The organism is Sphaerisporangium dianthi (assembly GCF_042654065.1).
Lineage (GTDB): Bacteria > Actinomycetota > Actinomycetes > Streptosporangiales > Streptosporangiaceae > Sphaerisporangium > Sphaerisporangium dianthi.
The window spans coordinates 311,966-329,483 of record NZ_JBHSFP010000003.1; the positions used below are offsets into that span (position 1 = coordinate 311,966).

Sequence of the window (17,518 nt, forward strand, 5' to 3'; positions counted from 1 at the left end):
AGAAACGATCGCCGGATCGACGGGGGAACGACCGGGAAAGGCCGGCGCCCCGGGCGTCCGGCGAAGGCCGGAGCCGGCGCCCGGCGGTCCGGCCGCGCGGCCGAGGGGGACGGACGCCTCACACGGCGGAGATGGTCCAGGTGACCTCGTGCTTGCCGCCCGGGTCGAGGACGACCAGGTCGGTGCCGGTGTTGAAGGCGTCGGGCGGGCAGGTCATCGGCTCGACGGCGATGCCCCGGTGGCCGAACCCGGTGCCCGTGCAGACCTGCACCCACGGCATGGCCGCCGCGTCCCAGGCGATCTGCACCGAGCCCCGCTCGCCGTCCAGCCGCGCGCGGCTGAGCCCGTCGGGACCTGCGGTGAGCCCGGTGAACGCCTCGTCGATCACGGTGTCGGCGAGAGGGCGGGGGGAGCGGAAGTCGAACGGCGTGCCGTCGACCGGCTCCAGCGTGGTGGGGATGAGGACGTCGTCGACGCGCAGCACCCGCTCGGCGGGCAGGTCGAGCCGCCAGCCGCCCTCGGGACCGCCGTCGGCGATGAGCCATGGGTGCGGGCCGCAGCCGTACGGCGCCCGGCGGACGCCGATGTTCTCGGCGGTGAGCGTCGTCGCCAGCCCGCCGGCGTTGAGGGTGTAGCGCACCTGCAGGGCCAGGCGGAACGGGTAGCCGGGGGTGGGCTCGATGGTGTGCGAGAGCCGGGCGAACCCGTGGTCGTCCTCGTCGATGAGCTCGACGAGCTCCCAGTCGGCGAAGGCCACGAGACCGTGCAGCGCGTGGCCGCGTTCGAGCTCGTTGACCGGGACCTCGAACGTCTCGCCGTCGAAGCCGTAGCGCCCTCGGGCGACGCGGTTGGGCCAGGGGGCGAGCAGAGTGCCGCTGTAGTGCGGGATGGGACCGTCCACGGGCCAGCTGGCCACGAGGTCGCGCTCACCGTGCCTGAGCACCCGAAGGGCCGCGCCCAACTTGGTCACCTCGGCGTGATAACCGCCACCGCGTAGAACGTACTGAGGCACGGGGGGAATCCTCTCATCGACGCACGAACACAAGAACCCGGGCGGCACCAGGGGTCACGCCTCCCATCTTCCCGGTCGCCCTCCAGCGACCCACACAGGGGGTCCAGTGTGGGAGCGCTCCCATAGCGACCTAAAGGTAGGGGCTTTGGCGCAAAGAGTCAACTAATGGAGTAAATACGGTCACCTTGGGTGGGTTTTCGGTCTCACCCTGATCCCGTAAGGGAAACCGCAGCTCAGAATGGTTTCGGGCAGCAGGCACCGAGCCCGTGGGTGACGCTGTATCGCTCCTTCACCGCGAGCCCCCGGCCTGCGAAAACATCCGCACGGGCGGTCAATGCCCGTTGTCAGATCACGCTGTGAACTACGTCAGGTTACCGGCGAAACGGTTTCATGTGGAGACCTCCGACGACATGAGTTGGCGGCCGCGGCCTCCGCGCCGCGCCCGGCGCGACGCCGGCGAGACGGTCGGCAGAGGAGGGGACGGCCACCTGCTAGCCTCGCCGCCCGTGATGGACAAGGTATACGTCGGGCACGCCGAGACGGACGCGGCCGGTGACATGGGCTGGCTGCTCGGGCACTTCAAGCCGCCCGGCGACCCGCGCCACAGCGACGAGGTCGAGATCAAGTGGGGCGTGCACGCCCGTGGCGACGAGCGGGCCGAGTGGGTCAGGGGAGAGAGGCGCACCGCGCTGCTCATCCTGATCAGCGGGAGGTTCCGGGTCGAACTGCCGGACCGCAGCGTGCTGCTGGCCGACCAGGGCGACTACGTCGTCTGGGGGCGCGGGGTCGACCATTCCTGGTACGCCGAGGAGGCGTCGGTGGTGATCACCGTCCGCTGGCCCTCCATCCCGGGGTACGCGGTCCGCTGACGCGACGTCCACGAGCGTGCGCCGGCCCACCCGCCCGCCTTGCGCCGGCGCCGTCGTCGCCGTGCCGCTCCCGCCGCCCCTGCGCCGATCACCATCCAGCCCGCGCCCGGCAGGGCGAGACCATCCGGCGGGAGAGGCGGTCACCCGCCGGTGTGTCCGAGGCCGCTCACGAGAACGCCGGCGGGCGGGACGGGCGGTCGCCGGGCCGGTGCGGTGAAGGGCTCAGGGGCAGGGACCAAAGTCCTGTTCTCGGGAGGGCGAAGTTCCGACCTGGCCGGGGCCGGTGGCTCTGTGGGGGTGTGCGCGCGTTCGGGAGGGTGGACCGCAGTGACCTGCGGATGGAGCGCGCATATGAATGTCTTGGACCTGTCTCGTTGGCAATTCGGAATAACGACGGTTTACCACTTTCTGTTCGTGCCGTTGACGCTCGGGCTGTCGATCATCGTCGCGGGCTTCCAGACCGCCTGGTACCGCACGCGCAACCCCGTCCACCTGCGCCAGACCAAGTTCTGGGGCCGGCTCTTCCTCATCAACTTCGCGATGGGGGTGGTGACCGGCATCGTGCAGGAGTTCCAGTTCGGCATGAACTGGAGTGAGTACTCCCGCTTCGTCGGGGACATCTTCGGCGCGCCGCTGGCCATGGAAGGGCTGATCGCCTTCTTCCTCGAGTCCACGTTCATCGGTCTGTGGATCTTCGGCTGGGACAAGCTCTCGCCCCGCCTCCATCTGGCCACGATCTGGCTCGCGGCCATCGGCACCAACCTCTCGGCGTACTTCATCCTGGCCGCCAACTCCTGGATGCAGCACCCGGTCGGCTACCGTCTCAACCCCGCCACCGGCCGCGCCGAGCTCACCGACATCTGGGCGGTGCTGACCAACTCCACCACGCTCGTCACCTTCCCGCACGTCCTGTTCGGAGCGTTCGTCACTGCGGGCGGCTTCGTCATCGGGGTGAGCGCCTGGAACCTGATGAGGCGCAAGGACGTCGAGTTGTTCCGCACCGCGACCCGCGTCGCCCTCGCCGTCACAGTGGCCGCCTCGATCGGCGTCGCCCTCAGCGGCCACGCGCAGGCGCAGATCATGACCCGGCAGCAGCCGATGAAGATGGCCGCCGCCGAGGCGCTGTGGGAGGACGAGACCTCCGCCGGGTTCTCGCTGTTCGCGGTCGGCGACGTGGAGCGCGGCCGCAACCACGTCAACCTGCAGATCCCTTACGGGCTCAGCATCCTGGCCACCGGCACCCCCGGCGGCAGGGTCGAGGGCGTCAACGACATCCAGGCCCGCTACCAGGCCCTGTACGGGCCCGGCGACTACCGGCCGGTGGTCGGCCTGGCCTACTGGTCCTTCCGGCTGATGATCGGCTTCGGAGTGCTGTCCGCGCTGCTCGCGCTCGCCGGCCTCTGGCTCACCAGGCGCGGGCGGCGACTGCCGGGCAACCCCTGGTTCTACCGCCTGGCCATGCTCGGGATCGGCCTGCCGTTCCTCGCCAACTCGCTGGGCTGGATCTTCACCGAGATGGGACGCCAGCCGTGGACGGTCTTCGGCATCATGCGCACCGCCGCGGCCGTGTCGCCCGGGGTGGACGTCGCCGAGGTCGCCATCACGCTCGTCGGCTTCACCCTGGTCTACGGGCTGCTCGCCCTCATCGAGGTCCGGCTGCTGCTGAAGGCCATCCGCTCCGGCCCGGAGACCGAGGAGGCGTCCGGCAAGACGCCCGATCCCGATCCCGCACCCGCTCTCTCGTACTAGGGGACGACCTGCCATGGAACTCACCACCGTCTGGTTCCTGCTCATCGCCGTCCTGTGGACCGGATACCTCCTCCTGGAGGGCTTCGACTTCGGCGTCGGCGTGCTGCTGCCGTTCGTCGGCCGGGACGAGGCCGGCCGCCGGATGGCGCTGCGCGCCATCGGCCCGCTGTGGGACGGCAACGAGGTGTGGCTGCTGGTCGCGGGCGGCGCGACCTTCGCCGCCTTCCCCGAGTGGTACGCCACCCTGTTCTCCGGCTTCTACCTGCCGCTGTTCCTCATCCTGCTCGCGCTCATCGCCCGGGGAGTGGCCCTTGAGTACCGCAACAGGAGCGAGGACCCCAGGGGATGGGACAGGGCCCTCTTCTGGGGGTCCGCGGTCCCGGCGTTCCTGTGGGGCGTGGCCTTCGCCAACATCGTGCGAGGCGTCCCCCTCGACGGCGACCACGAGTACACCGGGTCGTTGCTGACCCTGCTGAACCCCTACGCGCTGCTCGGCGGCGTGGCCACGCTCGCGCTGTTCACCCTGCACGGCGCGGTGTTCCTGGCGCTGAAGACCACCGGCGAGGTCCGGGGGCGTGCCCTCGTGGCCATCAGGTACGCCGGTCCGGCGGCGCTGGCGGCCGGAGGGGTGTTCCTGGTCGTCACCCAGTTCATGACCGGCAAGCCCGCCACGTGGATCAGCGTGACGGCCGCGGCCGCGGGCATCGCCGGCGCGCTCGTCGCGGCGGCGCGCGGCCGGGAGGGGTGGGCGTTCCTCGCGAACGCCGTGGCCATCGTCGCCGTGGTCGTCACCCTGTTCGGCGGCCTGTGGCCGAACGTGATGCCGGCCCTGGACCCGGCCAACAGCCTGACCGTCGCCAACGCCTCCTCCACGCCGTACACGCTGACGGTGATGACCTGGGTCGCGGTGATCTTCACGCCGATCGTGCTGATCTACCAGGGGTGGACGTACTGGATCTTCCGCGAGCGCCTGACCCGCACGGACGTGGCCGGCTCGCACTGACCCGCCGGCCGGGCGCCGCCCACGCGGTCAAGGAGGGGACGAGTGGGTGATCAACGGACCGCGTCGCCGGGCGTACGATCGCCGGGTACCGGGTTACCGGCTCGGCCACCGCCGCCCATCGGAGGACTGCCACTGTGACCCAGAACGACACGGCCGGCGGGGCGGCGGCGCCGTCCGGCGCGGTGCGCCCCGACCGGCTCGCCGGCAAGGTCGCCCTCATCACCGGCGGCGCGAACGGCATCGGCGCCGCGGTCGCCCGCAGGCTGGCGGCGGGCGGCGCCCGGGTGGTCGTCGCCGACGTCGACGACGAGGCCGCGCAGCAGGTCGCCCGCGACGCCGGCGGGACGGCCGTCCGCTGCGACGTGCGGCGCCCGGCCGACAGCGAGAAGGCCGTGGCCCTGGCGGTCGAGCGGTACGGGCGGCTCGACCTTGCCTTCCTCAACGCCGGCGTGGCCACCGGCTGCGGGCTGGGCGACGACTTCGATCTCGAACGCTACCGCCTGGCGATGGGGGTCAACCTCGACGGCGTCGTGTTCGGCGCGCGGGCCGCGATCCCCGCGCTGCGGGCGGCCGGCGGCGGCGCCATCGTCGCGACCGCCAGCATGGCCGGAATCGCCGGCATCCCCGCCGACCCGGTCTACGCCGCCAACAAGCACGCCGTCGTCGGGCTGGTGCGCTCGCTCGCCCCTGGCCTCGCACCGTCCGGCATCAAGGTGCAGGCCCTGTGCCCCTCCTTCGCCGACACCGCCATCCTCGGGGACGGCAGAGGCCTGCTCGAGGAGATGGGGTTCCCCATCCTGCCCGTCTCGGCCGTCGTCGACGCCTTCATGCGGCTGCTCGGCAGCGACGGCACGGGGGAGTGCTGGTTCGTGGTCCCCGGCCGCGAGAGCGCCCCCTTCGAGTTCCGCCGCGCCCCCGGCCCCCGCGCCTGAGCCGGCAGGGCACGGGCTCGCGCGCCGTACACGACCGGCCTCGCGGCCTCACGGGCTTCGGTCACCCGATCCGGGGGTCGTCCGCGCCGGCCGCGGGCCCCGGCCGGCCTCCGCGAGACCGCCCGAAGCGGCCGGCGACCAGGAGGAAGCGGGTCAGCCAGCGGTTCATGCCGGTCACCCGGCGGACGTTGCGCACGACCTCGGAGAAGGTCGCGTAGTCGACCTCCGGCGCGGCCGCCGCCCTGAGCAGCTCCGGCAGGTGGCCGGGAGCGCGCGCGTCGCCCTGGACGGCGAGCGCCTCGAAGGCGCAGAAGCGGGTCATCACATCGAGCGCCGGGTCGGAGAGCATGGACACCAGCAGGTCGGGGTCGTACATCGCGGCGATCTCGACCCGGGACTCCGTGTCCAGCGTGGAGTCGGCGATGAGGCCGAGGCCGAGCTCGTGGTCCTCCTGGGCGGAAAGGGGAGACTCGTCCAGATCGCGCAGCGCCACGGTGACGATGGCGCGCTTGCTCGGGCTCAGCGCCTGGTCGGCGGCGGTCGCCAGCAGGTCGGATCGGCAGCGCGGATCGCCGAGCTTCGCGATGGAGACGGCCGCGAACGACGTCAGGCCGAACGACGAGGCGGGGTCGGTGACGACGGCAAGCAGCAGGTCGTGGGCCTGGGCCGGCCGACGGTGCGCCAGGCGCAGGGCGGCCCTCACCCGCCAGTCGCCGAGGGCGGGATCACCGGCCGCCTCGGCCAGGTGGTCGTCGCCCAGCCCGGCCAGCCGGAAAAGGACGTGGGCGCGTCCGTCGTCGTCGAGCCCGTCGTCGGCGAGCAGAGTTCTGAGAACCCGGACATGGCGTGGATCTTCCAGCTCGCCCAGCAGGTCGGCGGCCTTCGTGCGCGCCTTCCAGTGGAGCTCGTCATCGGCGGCCATGGCGACGGCCGCGTCGGCCCGCAGTCCGCGCCCGCTCGGGCCGTCCATCCTCTCCAGCAACCGGGCGGCGTGGTCGCGCAGTCTGTGGTCGGGCTCGTCTCCCGCGGCCAGCCCCGCCATGTATCCGGCGCCGCGCGCGTCGCCCAGCTCGAACAGCAGCCAGGCCGCGTTCATCCGGTGCGTGAACCCGCGCGAGGGCTGGACGGCGACGCGGGCCGCGGTCGAGGCGGCCGCCTCGATGACGTCCGGGTCGGCGATCGTCCCTTCCTTGACCAGTTCGGCGACGAACTGGACTCCGTACAGGAACCGCTTGGTGGCCAGCGTGCGCAGCCGGGCGACCAGCCGGGCGCGCGCCTGCGGATCACCGTGCATGGAGGCGATGAGGAAGTGGACGAAGGGCTGGATCGGATGCGGGAAGACGGCGCCCATGCTCGGCAGGTCCAGGGCACGGAGGCGGGCGTCGGTCAGCGCGGCGTCGCCGGCGATGTGACGGGCCGCCAGGAACTCCTCGAAGGACTGGTGCAGGAAGACGAAGTCATGAGCGGTCTCGTACATCAGACCGGTGGCCCGCAGCCCTTCCTTGACCATGTCGGTGCGGATCCGGCTGGGAGTGCCGTCCGGTCGTCCGCCGGACGTCCACTGGACGATCAGGCTCGTGGCGGGCTCGGTGGCGCCGTCGCGCCGGGCCCAGGCCAGGCGCGGCAGCAGGTCGAAGACCTCGGAGTCAGGATCACGCGTCCTCATGAGGTGGACGAACTGCTCGTAGACGTCGTGGCGCCCGGCCGGCAGGCGCCCCCCGGGGCCGTCGAGGTACAGCTGGCAGGTCAGGCCGGCCATGAGCGGGAGGCGGACGAGTTCCCCCATCCCGGCCTGGTGGACCTGGGCGAAATAGTCATGGGCGGAGGCGAGGGGGTCGGGCCGTCCGGCCGCCTCGCACCAGCGCCGCGCGCAGTCGAGCACCTGCCCGGCGTCGAACGGCCGCAACTCGTAGGTGCGCATCCCGAGCTCGGCCCGTTCGGCGTCCGACAGAGGGCGCGTGGCGACCAGGAACCGGTACGGGCCCTCGCGGTGCACCCGCAGCAGGTCGACGACCCGGCGCCGGTCCTCGCGGCCGTCGATCTCGTCCAGCCCGTCCACCAGGACCAGCCAGCGGGCGCCCGGCATCGGCGGGCCGCCGAAGAACCCCTGCGGCAGCGCGTCGCGCAGGTGGCCGCCCAGACTCGCCTGGACGCCCGCCGCGAGCTGCGCCGCGAACGGCGCCGGCGGCAGCAGGTCGGCGGCGCGCACGCGCACCGGCACGTCGCCGCCCGTCCCGTCGAGCAGCCCGCGCGCCAGCTCCGCCACGCCCATCCGCAGCAGGCTGGACTTGCCCGCCCCCGAGACGCCGGTCAGCAGGACGTCCCGCTTCATGCGCAGCACGTCGTCCGCGGGACTTTCCCGCTTGCGCCGGCCGGTCGAGCTCTGCCGCACATAGACCTTCGAGAGCGGAGGCCTGCGCCCGTCGGTCGCGCCCACGTACGGATGCGCGTCGGCCGCCGCCATCGCGGCCCTCAGATACGCGCGAAGACGCGGCCCGGCGAAGCTCCATCCTCCGGCGGCCAGTTGCTCGTCGGTCAGCGTGGCCAGCCAGGGCCGGTTCTCCTGTGGCCGGACGGGGGAGTGCGCCAGGATGTCGGCGGCCGTGATCAGATGCGCGCTCCCGGCCAGGTCGGAGGTGGCGAGCATGCCGCACACCGCTCCGGTGCGCCGGTTGACCACCGGGCTGCCCGAGTAGCCGGGGCCGACGGGCACGCCGTAGGCGCGCACCAGGCCGGTGCCGGAGACGCCCTGGTAGACGAACGTGGCGGGTTGCCCGGCGCGCGCCGCGGCCGGATGGCCGTAGGTCCACAGCTCGTCGCCGATCGCCAGCTCCGGCGACAGCAGCACCGGCGCCCCGGCGTCCTGCGGCGCGGGCACGAACGCAAGGTCGAGGTCCGGCACGCCGGCCGACCCGGGCGCCACGTGCGCGCACGTGGCCAGCAGCCCCGGAGCGACGACGAACCCGGTGCCCTGGCTCAGCCGTACGGTGGCCTCGCGGAGCAGCCTCACCCAGCCGTCGGGTCGGTCCATTCCAGCGCCACCTTGAAGGTCGACTTGCCGCCCGCCTTACCGATGACGGCGACCAGCGAGCCGGACTCCATGGCGAACTCGCACCCGAACTCCACGCTCGCCTTCGCGGCGCCCGTCTCCCGCAGCCGGGCGCCCATCGCCTTGGCCACCCCCATCAGCCCGTCGAGCGCCTCCTCCAGCGCCGGGGTCCGGATACCGATCGGCCCCTCCTGGCCCGGGCCGTCCGAACCCCGCGCGCCGGTCGCGCGGACTTCCATGTGCACGCGAACGCCGTCCACCACGACGGGCACGGTTTCGACTCCGTCCAAGCGCCCTCCCCTGTTCCTCAAGGCACGCTAATGACCGCGGCCCCGGCTGGGAAGAGGGCTGCGCCGCGCATCCGCCCGCCTGGCGGGCGGGCGGCGGAGTGCCGGGAGGCCGGTGTCAGGTCAGGAGGCCGGTGGCGACGACGTCGCGGTACCACAGGGCGCTGTCCTTCAGCGTCCTTCGCTGGGTGGCGAAGTCGACGTGGACGATGCCGAAGCGCGCGGTGTAGCCCTCGGCCCATTCGAAGTTGTCCAGCAGCGACCAGACGTAGTAGCCCTCCACCGGCACGCCCTCGGCCAGGGCGTCGTGCACCGCCGCGAGGTGGTCGCGCAGGAAGGAGACGCGCCCGGCGTCGGCGACGCGGCCGTCCGCGCCCACCTCGTCCGGCGCGGGCACGCCGTTCTCGGTGATCACGATCGGCACCGCGGGGTAGTCGTACTTCAGCCGGGTCAGAGTGTCGTACAGGCCCCGCGGGTAGATCTCCAGCCAGTCGAGCTGCGCCGTCGGGTGCTTGCGCACCCGCTCGCCCTTGGCGTCCAGGAACTTCGGGTTGTAGTACTGCACGCCGAGCACGTCGACGGGCTCGCTGATCACCGCCAGGTCGCCGTTGAGGATGCGGTCGGGCATCGGGCTGCGCTCGGCGATCCACGCCAGCGTGTCCTCGGGGTAGGCGCCGGTGAAGATCGGATCGAGGTAGAGCCGGTTCTCCAGCCCGTCCTGGTGCCAGACGGCCTCGCCGGTCTCGGGCGAGGCGTCGGCGGCGTAGATCGGGGTCAGGTTCAGGGCCGGGCCGATGCGCCGGCCGGGGTGGGCCTGGTGCAGGACGCGGGAGGCACGCCCGTGGGCGAGCAGCAGGTGGTGCAGGGCGACGAAGGCCCGCCCGTCGTCCTGGACGCCGGGAGCGTGGATGCCCCAGCGGTAGCCGCAGTCGACGACGGTCTTGGGCTCGTTGACGGTGAGCCAGTCGCGGACGTCGAGGGCGTCGAACATGATCTCGGCGTAGTCGGCGAACCGCTCGGCGGTGTCCCTGTTCTCCCAGCCGCCGGCGTCCTGCAGCGCCTGGGGGAGGTCCCAGTGGAACAGCGTGGCCATGGGGTGGACGCCGCGCTCGTGCAGCCCGTCGACCAGGCGGCGGTAGAAGTCCAGGCCCCGCTGGTCGGGCTTGCCGGCGCCGTCGGGCTGGATGCGCGGCCAGGCGATGGAGAAGCGGTAGCCGCGCAGGCCGAGCGAGGCCATCACGTCGAGGTCCTCGCCGTAGCGGTGGTAGTGGTCGGCGGCCACGGCCCCGGTGTCGCCGTTCTTGACGTTGCCGGGCACCGCCGCGAAGGTGTCCCAGATGGACTCTCCCCGCCCGTCCTCCTTCACGGCGCCCTCGATCTGGTAGGCGGAGGTCGCCGCACCCCAGACGAACTCGCCGGGGAAACGCTGCTCAGGCACGGGGTTCTCCTTCGGGGGGTGGGAGGGCGCGCGGCGGCCCGGGCCCCGGCCGCACGGGTGCCCGGGTCGCGCCGGTGGCCGGGGCGGTCCGCGCCGGCGAGGCCGGACGGGGTCGCGCCGGTGGGTCAGGCCGAGCCGCGCTCGACCAGGTGGGTGTCCAATATGACGACGGGCTGCTCCAGCCGCTCGCCGTTGATGCGCGAGACCAGCAGCTGCGCCATCTGACGGCCCATGTCCTCGGTCGGCTGGTGGACGCTGGTGAGCGGCGGCATGGTGTGCGCGCCGATCACCGAGTCGTCGAAGCCGATCACCGCCACGTCGTCAGGGATGATCTTTCCGTGGTCCTTGAGCACGCGCATCGCGCCGAAGGCCATCGGGTCGGAGGCGGTGAACACCGCGTCCAGCGTCGGATGCTGCTGGAGCAGGCGCTCCATCGCCGTGACGCCGGCGGCCTCGCTGAAGTCGCCGTAGGCGACGATCTCGGGCATGCCGGTGGCCAGCAGCGCGTCGCGGTAGCCGGCCAGACGGTCGACGCCCACGCCCATGTCCTGCGGGCCGGCGATGGTGGCGATCCGCCGCCTGCCCCTGCCGAGCAGGTACTTGACCGCCTGCCGGGCGCCGGCCCGGTTGTCCATGTCCACGTAGCTGAACGGGGTGAACCCGACCGGGCGGCCGCCGAGGACGGTCGGCACGCCCATCTCCTCCAGCCGGCCGGGCAGCGGGTCGGCGCCGTGCAGAGAGATCAGCAGGACGCCGTCCACGTGCTGGCCGGTGAGGTACAGCTCAAGGCGCTCGTGCTCGTCGCGCGACTGAGCCATCGTCAAGATGAGCTGGAGCCCGGTCTCCGACAGCGACGAGCCGATGCCGCGGATGATGCCCGCGAAGAACGGCTCGTCGAAGATGCGCTGCTCGGACTCCGACACGACCAGGGCTATCGTGTCCGTGCGTCTGGTGACCAGGGTGCGCGCCGCGCGGTTCGGCACGTAGCCGAGCTCGTCGATCGCCTGCTGCACGGCCTCGCGCGCCTTCTCGCTCACCTTCGGCGAGCCGTTGATGACGCGCGACACCGTGCCGCGGCCGACCCCGGCACGAGCGGCGACGGCCTCAAGGGTCGGTCGCGCTCCCGAGCGGCGGTCCCCGTTCATCAAAATAGCCCCCTCCTGACAGTAGGCTTTATTCTGCCGGACCCAGCAGGCCGCCTCTTCTTATCGTGTCGGCGTACCAGAAGGCGCTGGATTTGGGGGTTCTGCGCTGAGACTCGTAGTCGACGTAGACCAGGCCGAACCGCTTGCCGTAGCCCCACGCCCACTCGAAGTTGTCCATCAGGGACCAGGCGAAGTACCCCTTGAGGGGGATGCCCGCCTCGATGGCGGCGTGGCAGGTGCGCAGGTGCGCCTCGATGTAGGCGAGGCGGTCCTGGTCGTCGACCGTCCCGTCCACAAGGGCGTCCTCGAACGCCGCGCCGTTCTCCGAGATGACCAGCGGGATGCTCGGGTACTCGGTGGCGACGCGCTGGAGCACCTCGTACAGGCCGAGGTCGTCGATCTCCCAGCCCATCGAGGTGACCGGCCGGCCGCCGTTGACGAAGGACACGTGCTCGCTGCCGGGCCACGGCGACCCGGCGCCGGTCGGGGCCGCGGCCGCCGAGGCGGCTCCGCCGGGCTTCCCCGACACGGTGAACCGGCTGTAGTAGTTCACCATGAGGGTGTCGAACGGTGTCGATATGGTGGCCAGGTCGCCGTCCTGGATGAAGTCGATCTCGGTGACCGCGCTCAGGTCCTCGAGGACGTCCTCGGGGTAGGAGCCCTTCAGCAGGGCGTCCAGGAAGAACCGGTTCTGCAGGCCGTCGATGCGCCGGGCGGCGTCCAGGTCGGCGGCGTCGTCGCTGGCCGGGCTGATCGCGTACAGGTTGACCGACCCGCCGATCCGCGCCTCCGCCCCCTGGGCTCGCAGGGCCTGGACGGCCATGCCGTGGGCGAGGTTAAGGTGGTGGGCTGCCCTGATCGAGGCGGCCGGCTCACGCCGTCCCGGCGCGTGCTCTCCGGAGGAGTAGCCGAGGAAGGCGGCGCACCAGGGCTCGTTGACGGTGCTCCACTGCTTGACGCGGTCGCCGAGTGCCTGGTGGACGCAGGCGGCGAAGTCGGCGAAGCGCTTCGACGTGTCGCGTACGGGCCAGCCGCCGAGATCCTCCAGCGCCTGGGGGAGGTCCCAGTGGTACAGGGTCAGCCAGGGCTCGATGCCGTTGGCCAGCAGCTCGTCCACCAGGCGCCGGTAGAAGTCCAGGCCGGCCTGGTTCACCGCGCCCGCCCCGTCCGGCTGGATCCGCGGCCAGGAGACCGAGAACCGGTAGGCGGTGAGCCCGAGCTCGGCCATCAGGGCCACGTCATCGCGGTAGCGGTTGTAGTGGTCGATGGCGGCATCGGCGTTCTCGCCGTTGAGGATGCGGCCGGGCTGCCGGACGAACGTGTCCCAGATCGAGGTCCCGCGTCCGTCCACGTCGGTGGAGCCTTCGATCTGGTACGCCGAGGTGGCGGCGCCCCAGACGAAGCCGGTGGGGAACGAGAGCGCGGGGATGCTGGTCTGGGGTTGAGTCTCCTGCGTGGTCACGCTTTGACCGCACCTTCCATGAGTCCGCCGACGATCTGCCGGCCGAACGCGACGAAAACGACAACTAGCGGTAGTACGGATAGAGCCGTTCCGGTGAAGATCAGGACGTAGTCGGTGCTGTGGGCCGCGGTGAGGAAGCTGATCGACACCTGGACCGTGGGGTTCTCCGGGCTCAGGACGATCAGCGGCCACATGAACTCGTTCCAGTTGAGCATGAACGCCTGCAGCGCCAGGACGGCCATGCCGGGCCGCACGGCGGGCAGGATCACGTTCCACCAGATGCGCATGGTGGACGCGCCGTCCACTCGTGCCGCCTCGACCAGCTCCTCGGGCACGGCCTGGTCGGTGTACTGCGTCATCATGAAGACGCCGAAGCCGTTGAGCAGGTAGGGCAGGATGACGGCCTTGAGCGTCCCGACCCAGCCGAGGGTCACCATGAGCTGGTAGAGCGGGACGATGCCCATCTGCTGGAGCGGCACCATCATCGTGATGAGGATGGAGCCGAGCAGCAGATTGCGGCCGCGGAAGTGGAGCCTGGCGAAGGCGAACCCCGCGAACGTCGAGATGAGCACGACGGACAACGTGACCGTCGTGGTGACGATCAGGGAGTTCACCAGGCCCGTGATGAAGTGCGCGTCCTCGGTGTTGAGCACGCGCTGGATGTTGGCGCCGAGGTTGCCGCCGGGGAGCAGCGGCGGCGGGACCTCGACCGCGTCGGTGTTGGTCCGCGACGCGATGATGATCATCCAGTAGATCGGGAAGATCGACAGCAGGACGGTGATGCCGAGGGCGATCTTCGTCAGCGGTGTGGCGCGGAACGGGTCCCGCTTGTTCCGCGCGCTTCCCGCTCGCGCCGGCCTGACCTGCGTGATCGCGGTCACTTGCTGCCTCCGATCCGGCGGACGAACATGTAGTTGATCCCGACGCCCATCAGGATCAGGACGAACAGCAGCCAGGCGGCCGCGGCCGCGTAGCCGTAGTCGAAGTTCCTGAAGCCCTGCTCGACGATGTACATCGCGATCGTCTGGAACTGGCCGGTGGCGCCGCCGTCCATCCGGTTGCTGGCGAACATGACGGGCTCGGCGAAGAGGGTGAGACCGCCGATCGTCGACACGAAGACCGTGAAGATGATCGTCGGGCGGATCATCGGCAGCGTGATCTGCCAGAACTGGCGGCGCGGCGAGGCGCCGTCGATCGAGGCGGCCTCGTAGAGATCACGAGGGATGGTCTGCATGCCGGCGAGGTAGATGATCGCGTTGTAGCCGGTCCATCGCCAGTCGACCATGGTGGCGATCGCCGTCCAGGACGACCACTTGGCGCTCTGCCAGTCGATGTTCTCGACGCCCAGGAAACCGAGCAGCCAGTTGAACAGGCCGAAGTCGCGGCCGTAGAGCTGGGTGAAGACGATGGCGACGGCGACGACCGAGGTCACCAGCGGCACCAGGACGCCCAGCCGGAAGAACAGGCGCGCGCGCAGGCGCTTGTTGAGCGCGTTGGCGAGCAGGAGGGCCAGGACGAGCTGCGGCACCGTGGCGAGGATGAAGATGCCGACGGTGTTGATCACCGCGTTCCAGAAGTCCGAGTCCGCGAGAAGCTTGGCGTAGTTCTCCAGACCGGTGAACTCGGCATCGCCGCCGGCGAGCCCGTAGTCCTGGAGCGAGACCCAGAAGGTGAACACCAGGGGGAAGAGGCCGAAGATCGCGAAGAGGATGAAGTACGGGGAGATCAGGAAGTACGGGGTCGCCTTGAGGTCGAGCTGCGACCAGAAACGGCGGCGGGAGCGCGAATGGTGGCGTCCCGGCCGCGGCGGCGGAGGCGCCGGATCCGCCCGCTGCGTGTGGAGGTTGACGCTCATCGGATTTCCGGGGCGCTTCCCGTGGCCGGCGGCCACGGGGTGGAAGCCCCATTCTCCTTCTTTCGTCGGTAACGGTCGATGGTGTGTCCGCTACCAAGCGATGACCAAGCTCGGCATCGGTACGACTGGAAGAGGGCCTGCGCGGAGCGAGGGCGGTGATGGGTCACATCACCGCCACGCCGCTCACGACGGCAGGTCACCGGCTCGCCGACAGGTGCCGCGGCGAGCCGGTGACGCTCGGGGACGATCAGCCCGCCGCCTTCTGGCCCGCCTCGACGAACTTCTGCCAGGCCTGGTCCACGGGCACGGAGCCCTGTTCCATGCCGTTGAGGACCTGCTCCACCTCGCGCTTGACCTGCGCGTGCTTCTCACCGAGGAAGATCGGCTGAAGCGACTTGATGGACGGCCCGAAGATCTTGCCGATGGGCGCGTTGTTGAAGTACTCGTTGGTCGCGCTCTGGAGCTCGGGGTTGTCCTGCGCCGGGATGGTGCTGGGCAGGTTGCCGCCCTCCTTGAACGCCAGGAGCTGGGCCTCGGGGCTGGTCAGGTAGCTGGCCAGCTCGGCGGCCTCCTTCGGGTGCTTGGACTGCTTGGGCACCGCGAGCCAGGAGCCGCCCCAGTTGCCGCCGCCGCCGGGCACCGTCGCGACGTCCCACTTGCCCTTGAACTTGTCACCAGCCGTGCCCGAGACGACGCCGAGCATCCAGCCGGGGCAGCCAAGGGTGGCGAACTGCGACTTGACGAAGCCGGTGTTCCACCCGTCGGTGAAGTTCTGCAGCTTGGCGGTCAGGCCGGTCTGGCTGATCTTCGTGGCGAGGTCGAACGAGGTCTTGACGGCCGGGTTCTTGTCCACGATGAGCTGCTGGTTCTTGTCGAAGTAGCTGACGTTGCCGTTCTTCGCGGCCTCCTGCGCCAGCACCACGTTGTAGATGGTGTTGATGCTGTCGACGAACTTGGCGTCCTTCACCTTGGCCTGGAAGTCCTGCCCGGCCTTGATGAAGTTGTCCCAGCCGCCGCTCCAGAGCTTGCCGACCTCTTCGCGGTCGGTGGGCAGGCCGGCCTTCTTGAACAGGTCGGAGCGGTAGCAGATGCTCATGCCGCCGACGTCGGTGCCGAGAGCGAACAGCTTGCCCTCGGTGTTGACGCCGTTCTCCCACTTCCAGGCGGGGAAGTCGGCCTGGCGGCTCTGCAGGCCGTACTGGCCGAGGTCGGCGAAGAACTGCGGACGGGCCTTGGCCAGACCCATGCCGCCCTCGTCGATGCCGACCACGTCACCGGCGCCGGTCCCCGACTGCAGCCACTGCAGCATCTGGGGCCAGTAGACGTTCTCGAAGCTGTCGGTCAGGTTGTTGTACTTGACCTGAACGTTGGGGTGCTCGCTGTTCCACTTCTCAACGGCGGCCTTGTAGCCGAAGTTGGTGCCGCCACCGAAGGTCTGCAGCGTAAGGGTGATCTTCTCGGCGGGCGCGGCCGAGGACGAGCCGCCGGCGGCGCCGCCGGTGTCGCCGGAGGAGCAAGCGGTGGTGATGCCAAGCGCGGCCGTCATCACCGATGCGACCGCGAGTAGCCTCCCGCGGCGCATTTTCTTCATCATTTTCCGGACCCCTCTCAGGTGGTTGCCCGATCATTGGGAGGTGCATCGAGGGCCGGCCCCGACAGTCGGGCCCACGATGTGCTGGATCCCTCAAGTCGTGATCTCGCGGGGGTGAACCTGCGAGCGATATTTGGGAGCGCTCCCACGAAGGGTCCCCGACAGGCAATGCTGGCGTCAATATGCTGAAACCTAACTGTTACTCCTGGGGCGATTAGGAGCTCGAAAACCGTCGACGCACTCCCATATACCCCTTTGGCAGCATTGGGAGCGCTCCCATCGCATGCGGCACAGTCGGGCGCAAATCATCCATGCGCCACGGGCGGAGGCGTCCGAGGGCCTCCGGAGGCCCGGCCCGGACCGTGCGGGAGCCGGACGGGCGCCGGCGCCGCAGGGCCGGCGGAGAGGACCGGCCGTGCGGCGTCGGCGGGGCGCCCTCTTGCGGGGAGGCGGCGAGGACGCCATGGGATGAGGCACCGGAGGGGGGAGAAGAGGCTTAGGCGGCGTAGCTGGGGTAGCCGTATCCCACGATCTGCGAGGCCGGCCGGGTGCGGATCTCGACCTTGCCGCCGTCGGTGTTCCCCTCGACGGTCTTGATGGTGCCGTCGCCGTTGTCCTTGATGACGAAGCCGACGTGCTCGATGTCGTCGAAGCTCTTGCCGCCGTTGAAGGAGAAGAACACCACGGCGCCGGGCTTCGGGGTGGTGCCCCAGCGGTCGTGGCCGGCGAACCACTTGGCGTGGGCGACGGTGTAGGCGTCGGTGCCGACGGTGTCCTGCAGGCCGAGCTGGGTGCCGACCCAGGAGACGAACATGTCGCACCAGGCGGCGTCGGCGTACCCGGCGATCGTGCCGGTGTCGCGGGCCACCGTCTCTTTGGCGCGCGGGGAGCTCATGTACCAGGCGTGGAACTTGGTGCCGCCGCCCGAGCCGTTCTCGGAGATGCCGACCTGCTTCTCCGCCAGTGCCAGCAGCTGCTCGGCGGAGACCTGCCGGGACGGCATCTTCGCCGTCTTGGCCGCCTCTTCGCGCGCGGCGGCGATGACGTTGTCCTTGGCGGGAGAGGTGTCGGCGTGCGCGGCGAGCGCGGTGCCGGTGACGACCTGGGCGAGCACCAGGCTGCCCAA

The 17,518-nt window shown here is 70.7% G+C and carries 14 protein-coding genes; 4 read left to right on the forward strand and 10 right to left on the reverse strand.

Annotated elements, in window-relative coordinates; all coding sequences use genetic code 11:
* Window positions 1-118: 118 nt before the first annotated feature.
* Window positions 119-1,060 (reverse strand): aldose 1-epimerase family protein, encoded by a 942-nt coding sequence (locus ACFO60_RS07430; protein ID WP_380838508.1) that lies wholly within the window; start codon window positions 1,058-1,060, stop codon window positions 119-121.
* 461 nt (window positions 1,061-1,521) lie between these two features.
* On the opposite strand from ACFO60_RS07430, the gene ACFO60_RS07435 reads away from it, so the two are divergent.
* From ACFO60_RS07435 to ACFO60_RS07450, 4 genes are all read left to right on the forward strand, one after another.
* On the forward strand, window positions 1,522-1,881 hold the full coding sequence (locus tag ACFO60_RS07435) for a cupin domain-containing protein (protein ID WP_380838664.1): 360 nt from the start codon (window positions 1,522-1,524) through the stop codon (window positions 1,879-1,881).
* Window positions 1,882-2,232: 351 nt separating this feature from the next.
* A complete protein-coding gene (locus ACFO60_RS07440) occupies window positions 2,233-3,630 on the forward strand; it encodes a cytochrome ubiquinol oxidase subunit I (RefSeq protein WP_380838510.1) in 1,398 nt (465 codons plus the stop codon).
* A 13-nt stretch (window positions 3,631-3,643) separates the two neighbouring features.
* Window positions 3,644-4,633, forward strand: coding sequence for a cytochrome d ubiquinol oxidase subunit II (gene cydB, locus ACFO60_RS07445; protein WP_380838511.1), 990 nt, complete (start codon window positions 3,644-3,646; stop codon window positions 4,631-4,633).
* 134 nt (window positions 4,634-4,767) lie between these two features.
* Entirely contained in the window at window positions 4,768-5,565 is a 798-nt protein-coding gene (locus ACFO60_RS07450; RefSeq protein WP_380838512.1) for an SDR family NAD(P)-dependent oxidoreductase, read from the forward strand.
* Between the two features lie 61 nt (window positions 5,566-5,626).
* On the opposite strand, the gene ACFO60_RS07455 is transcribed toward ACFO60_RS07450, so the two are convergent.
* The 9 genes from ACFO60_RS07455 to ACFO60_RS07495 form a co-directional block, all read right to left on the reverse strand.
* Window positions 5,627-8,596 (reverse strand): hypothetical protein, encoded by a 2,970-nt coding sequence (locus ACFO60_RS07455; protein WP_380838513.1) that lies wholly within the window; start codon window positions 8,594-8,596, stop codon window positions 5,627-5,629.
* Window positions 8,572-8,904: a CU044_2847 family protein gene (locus ACFO60_RS07460; RefSeq protein ID WP_380838514.1), complete on the reverse strand. Its 333-nt coding sequence runs from the start codon at window positions 8,902-8,904 to the stop codon at window positions 8,572-8,574. Before ACFO60_RS07460 ends, ACFO60_RS07455 begins: the two co-directional genes overlap by 25 nt.
* A gap of 115 nt (window positions 8,905-9,019) precedes the next feature.
* Entirely contained in the window at window positions 9,020-10,339 is a 1,320-nt protein-coding gene (locus ACFO60_RS07465; protein WP_380838516.1) for a GH1 family beta-glucosidase, read from the reverse strand.
* Window positions 10,340-10,464: 125 nt separating this feature from the next.
* Window positions 10,465-11,484 (reverse strand): LacI family DNA-binding transcriptional regulator, encoded by a 1,020-nt coding sequence (locus tag ACFO60_RS07470; protein WP_380838518.1) that lies wholly within the window; start codon window positions 11,482-11,484, stop codon window positions 10,465-10,467.
* A gap of 28 nt (window positions 11,485-11,512) precedes the next feature.
* On the reverse strand, window positions 11,513-12,946 hold the full coding sequence (locus ACFO60_RS07475; protein WP_380838520.1) for a GH1 family beta-glucosidase: 1,434 nt from the start codon (window positions 12,944-12,946) through the stop codon (window positions 11,513-11,515).
* A complete protein-coding gene (locus ACFO60_RS07480; protein ID WP_380838521.1) occupies window positions 12,943-13,827 on the reverse strand; it encodes a carbohydrate ABC transporter permease in 885 nt (294 codons plus the stop codon). Before ACFO60_RS07480 ends, ACFO60_RS07475 begins: the two co-directional genes overlap by 4 nt.
* A complete protein-coding gene (locus tag ACFO60_RS07485) occupies window positions 13,824-14,801 on the reverse strand; it encodes a carbohydrate ABC transporter permease (protein ID WP_380838523.1) in 978 nt (325 codons plus the stop codon). Before ACFO60_RS07485 ends, ACFO60_RS07480 begins: the two co-directional genes overlap by 4 nt.
* Before the next feature lie 247 nt (window positions 14,802-15,048).
* The gene (locus ACFO60_RS07490) at window positions 15,049-16,347 is read right to left on the reverse strand and encodes an ABC transporter substrate-binding protein (protein ID WP_380838525.1); all 1,299 of its coding nucleotides are present in this window, start codon (window positions 16,345-16,347) and stop codon (window positions 15,049-15,051) included.
* A 541-nt stretch (window positions 16,348-16,888) separates the two neighbouring features.
* A complete protein-coding gene (locus tag ACFO60_RS07495; RefSeq protein WP_380838527.1) occupies window positions 16,889-17,518 on the reverse strand; it encodes a CHAP domain-containing protein in 630 nt (209 codons plus the stop codon).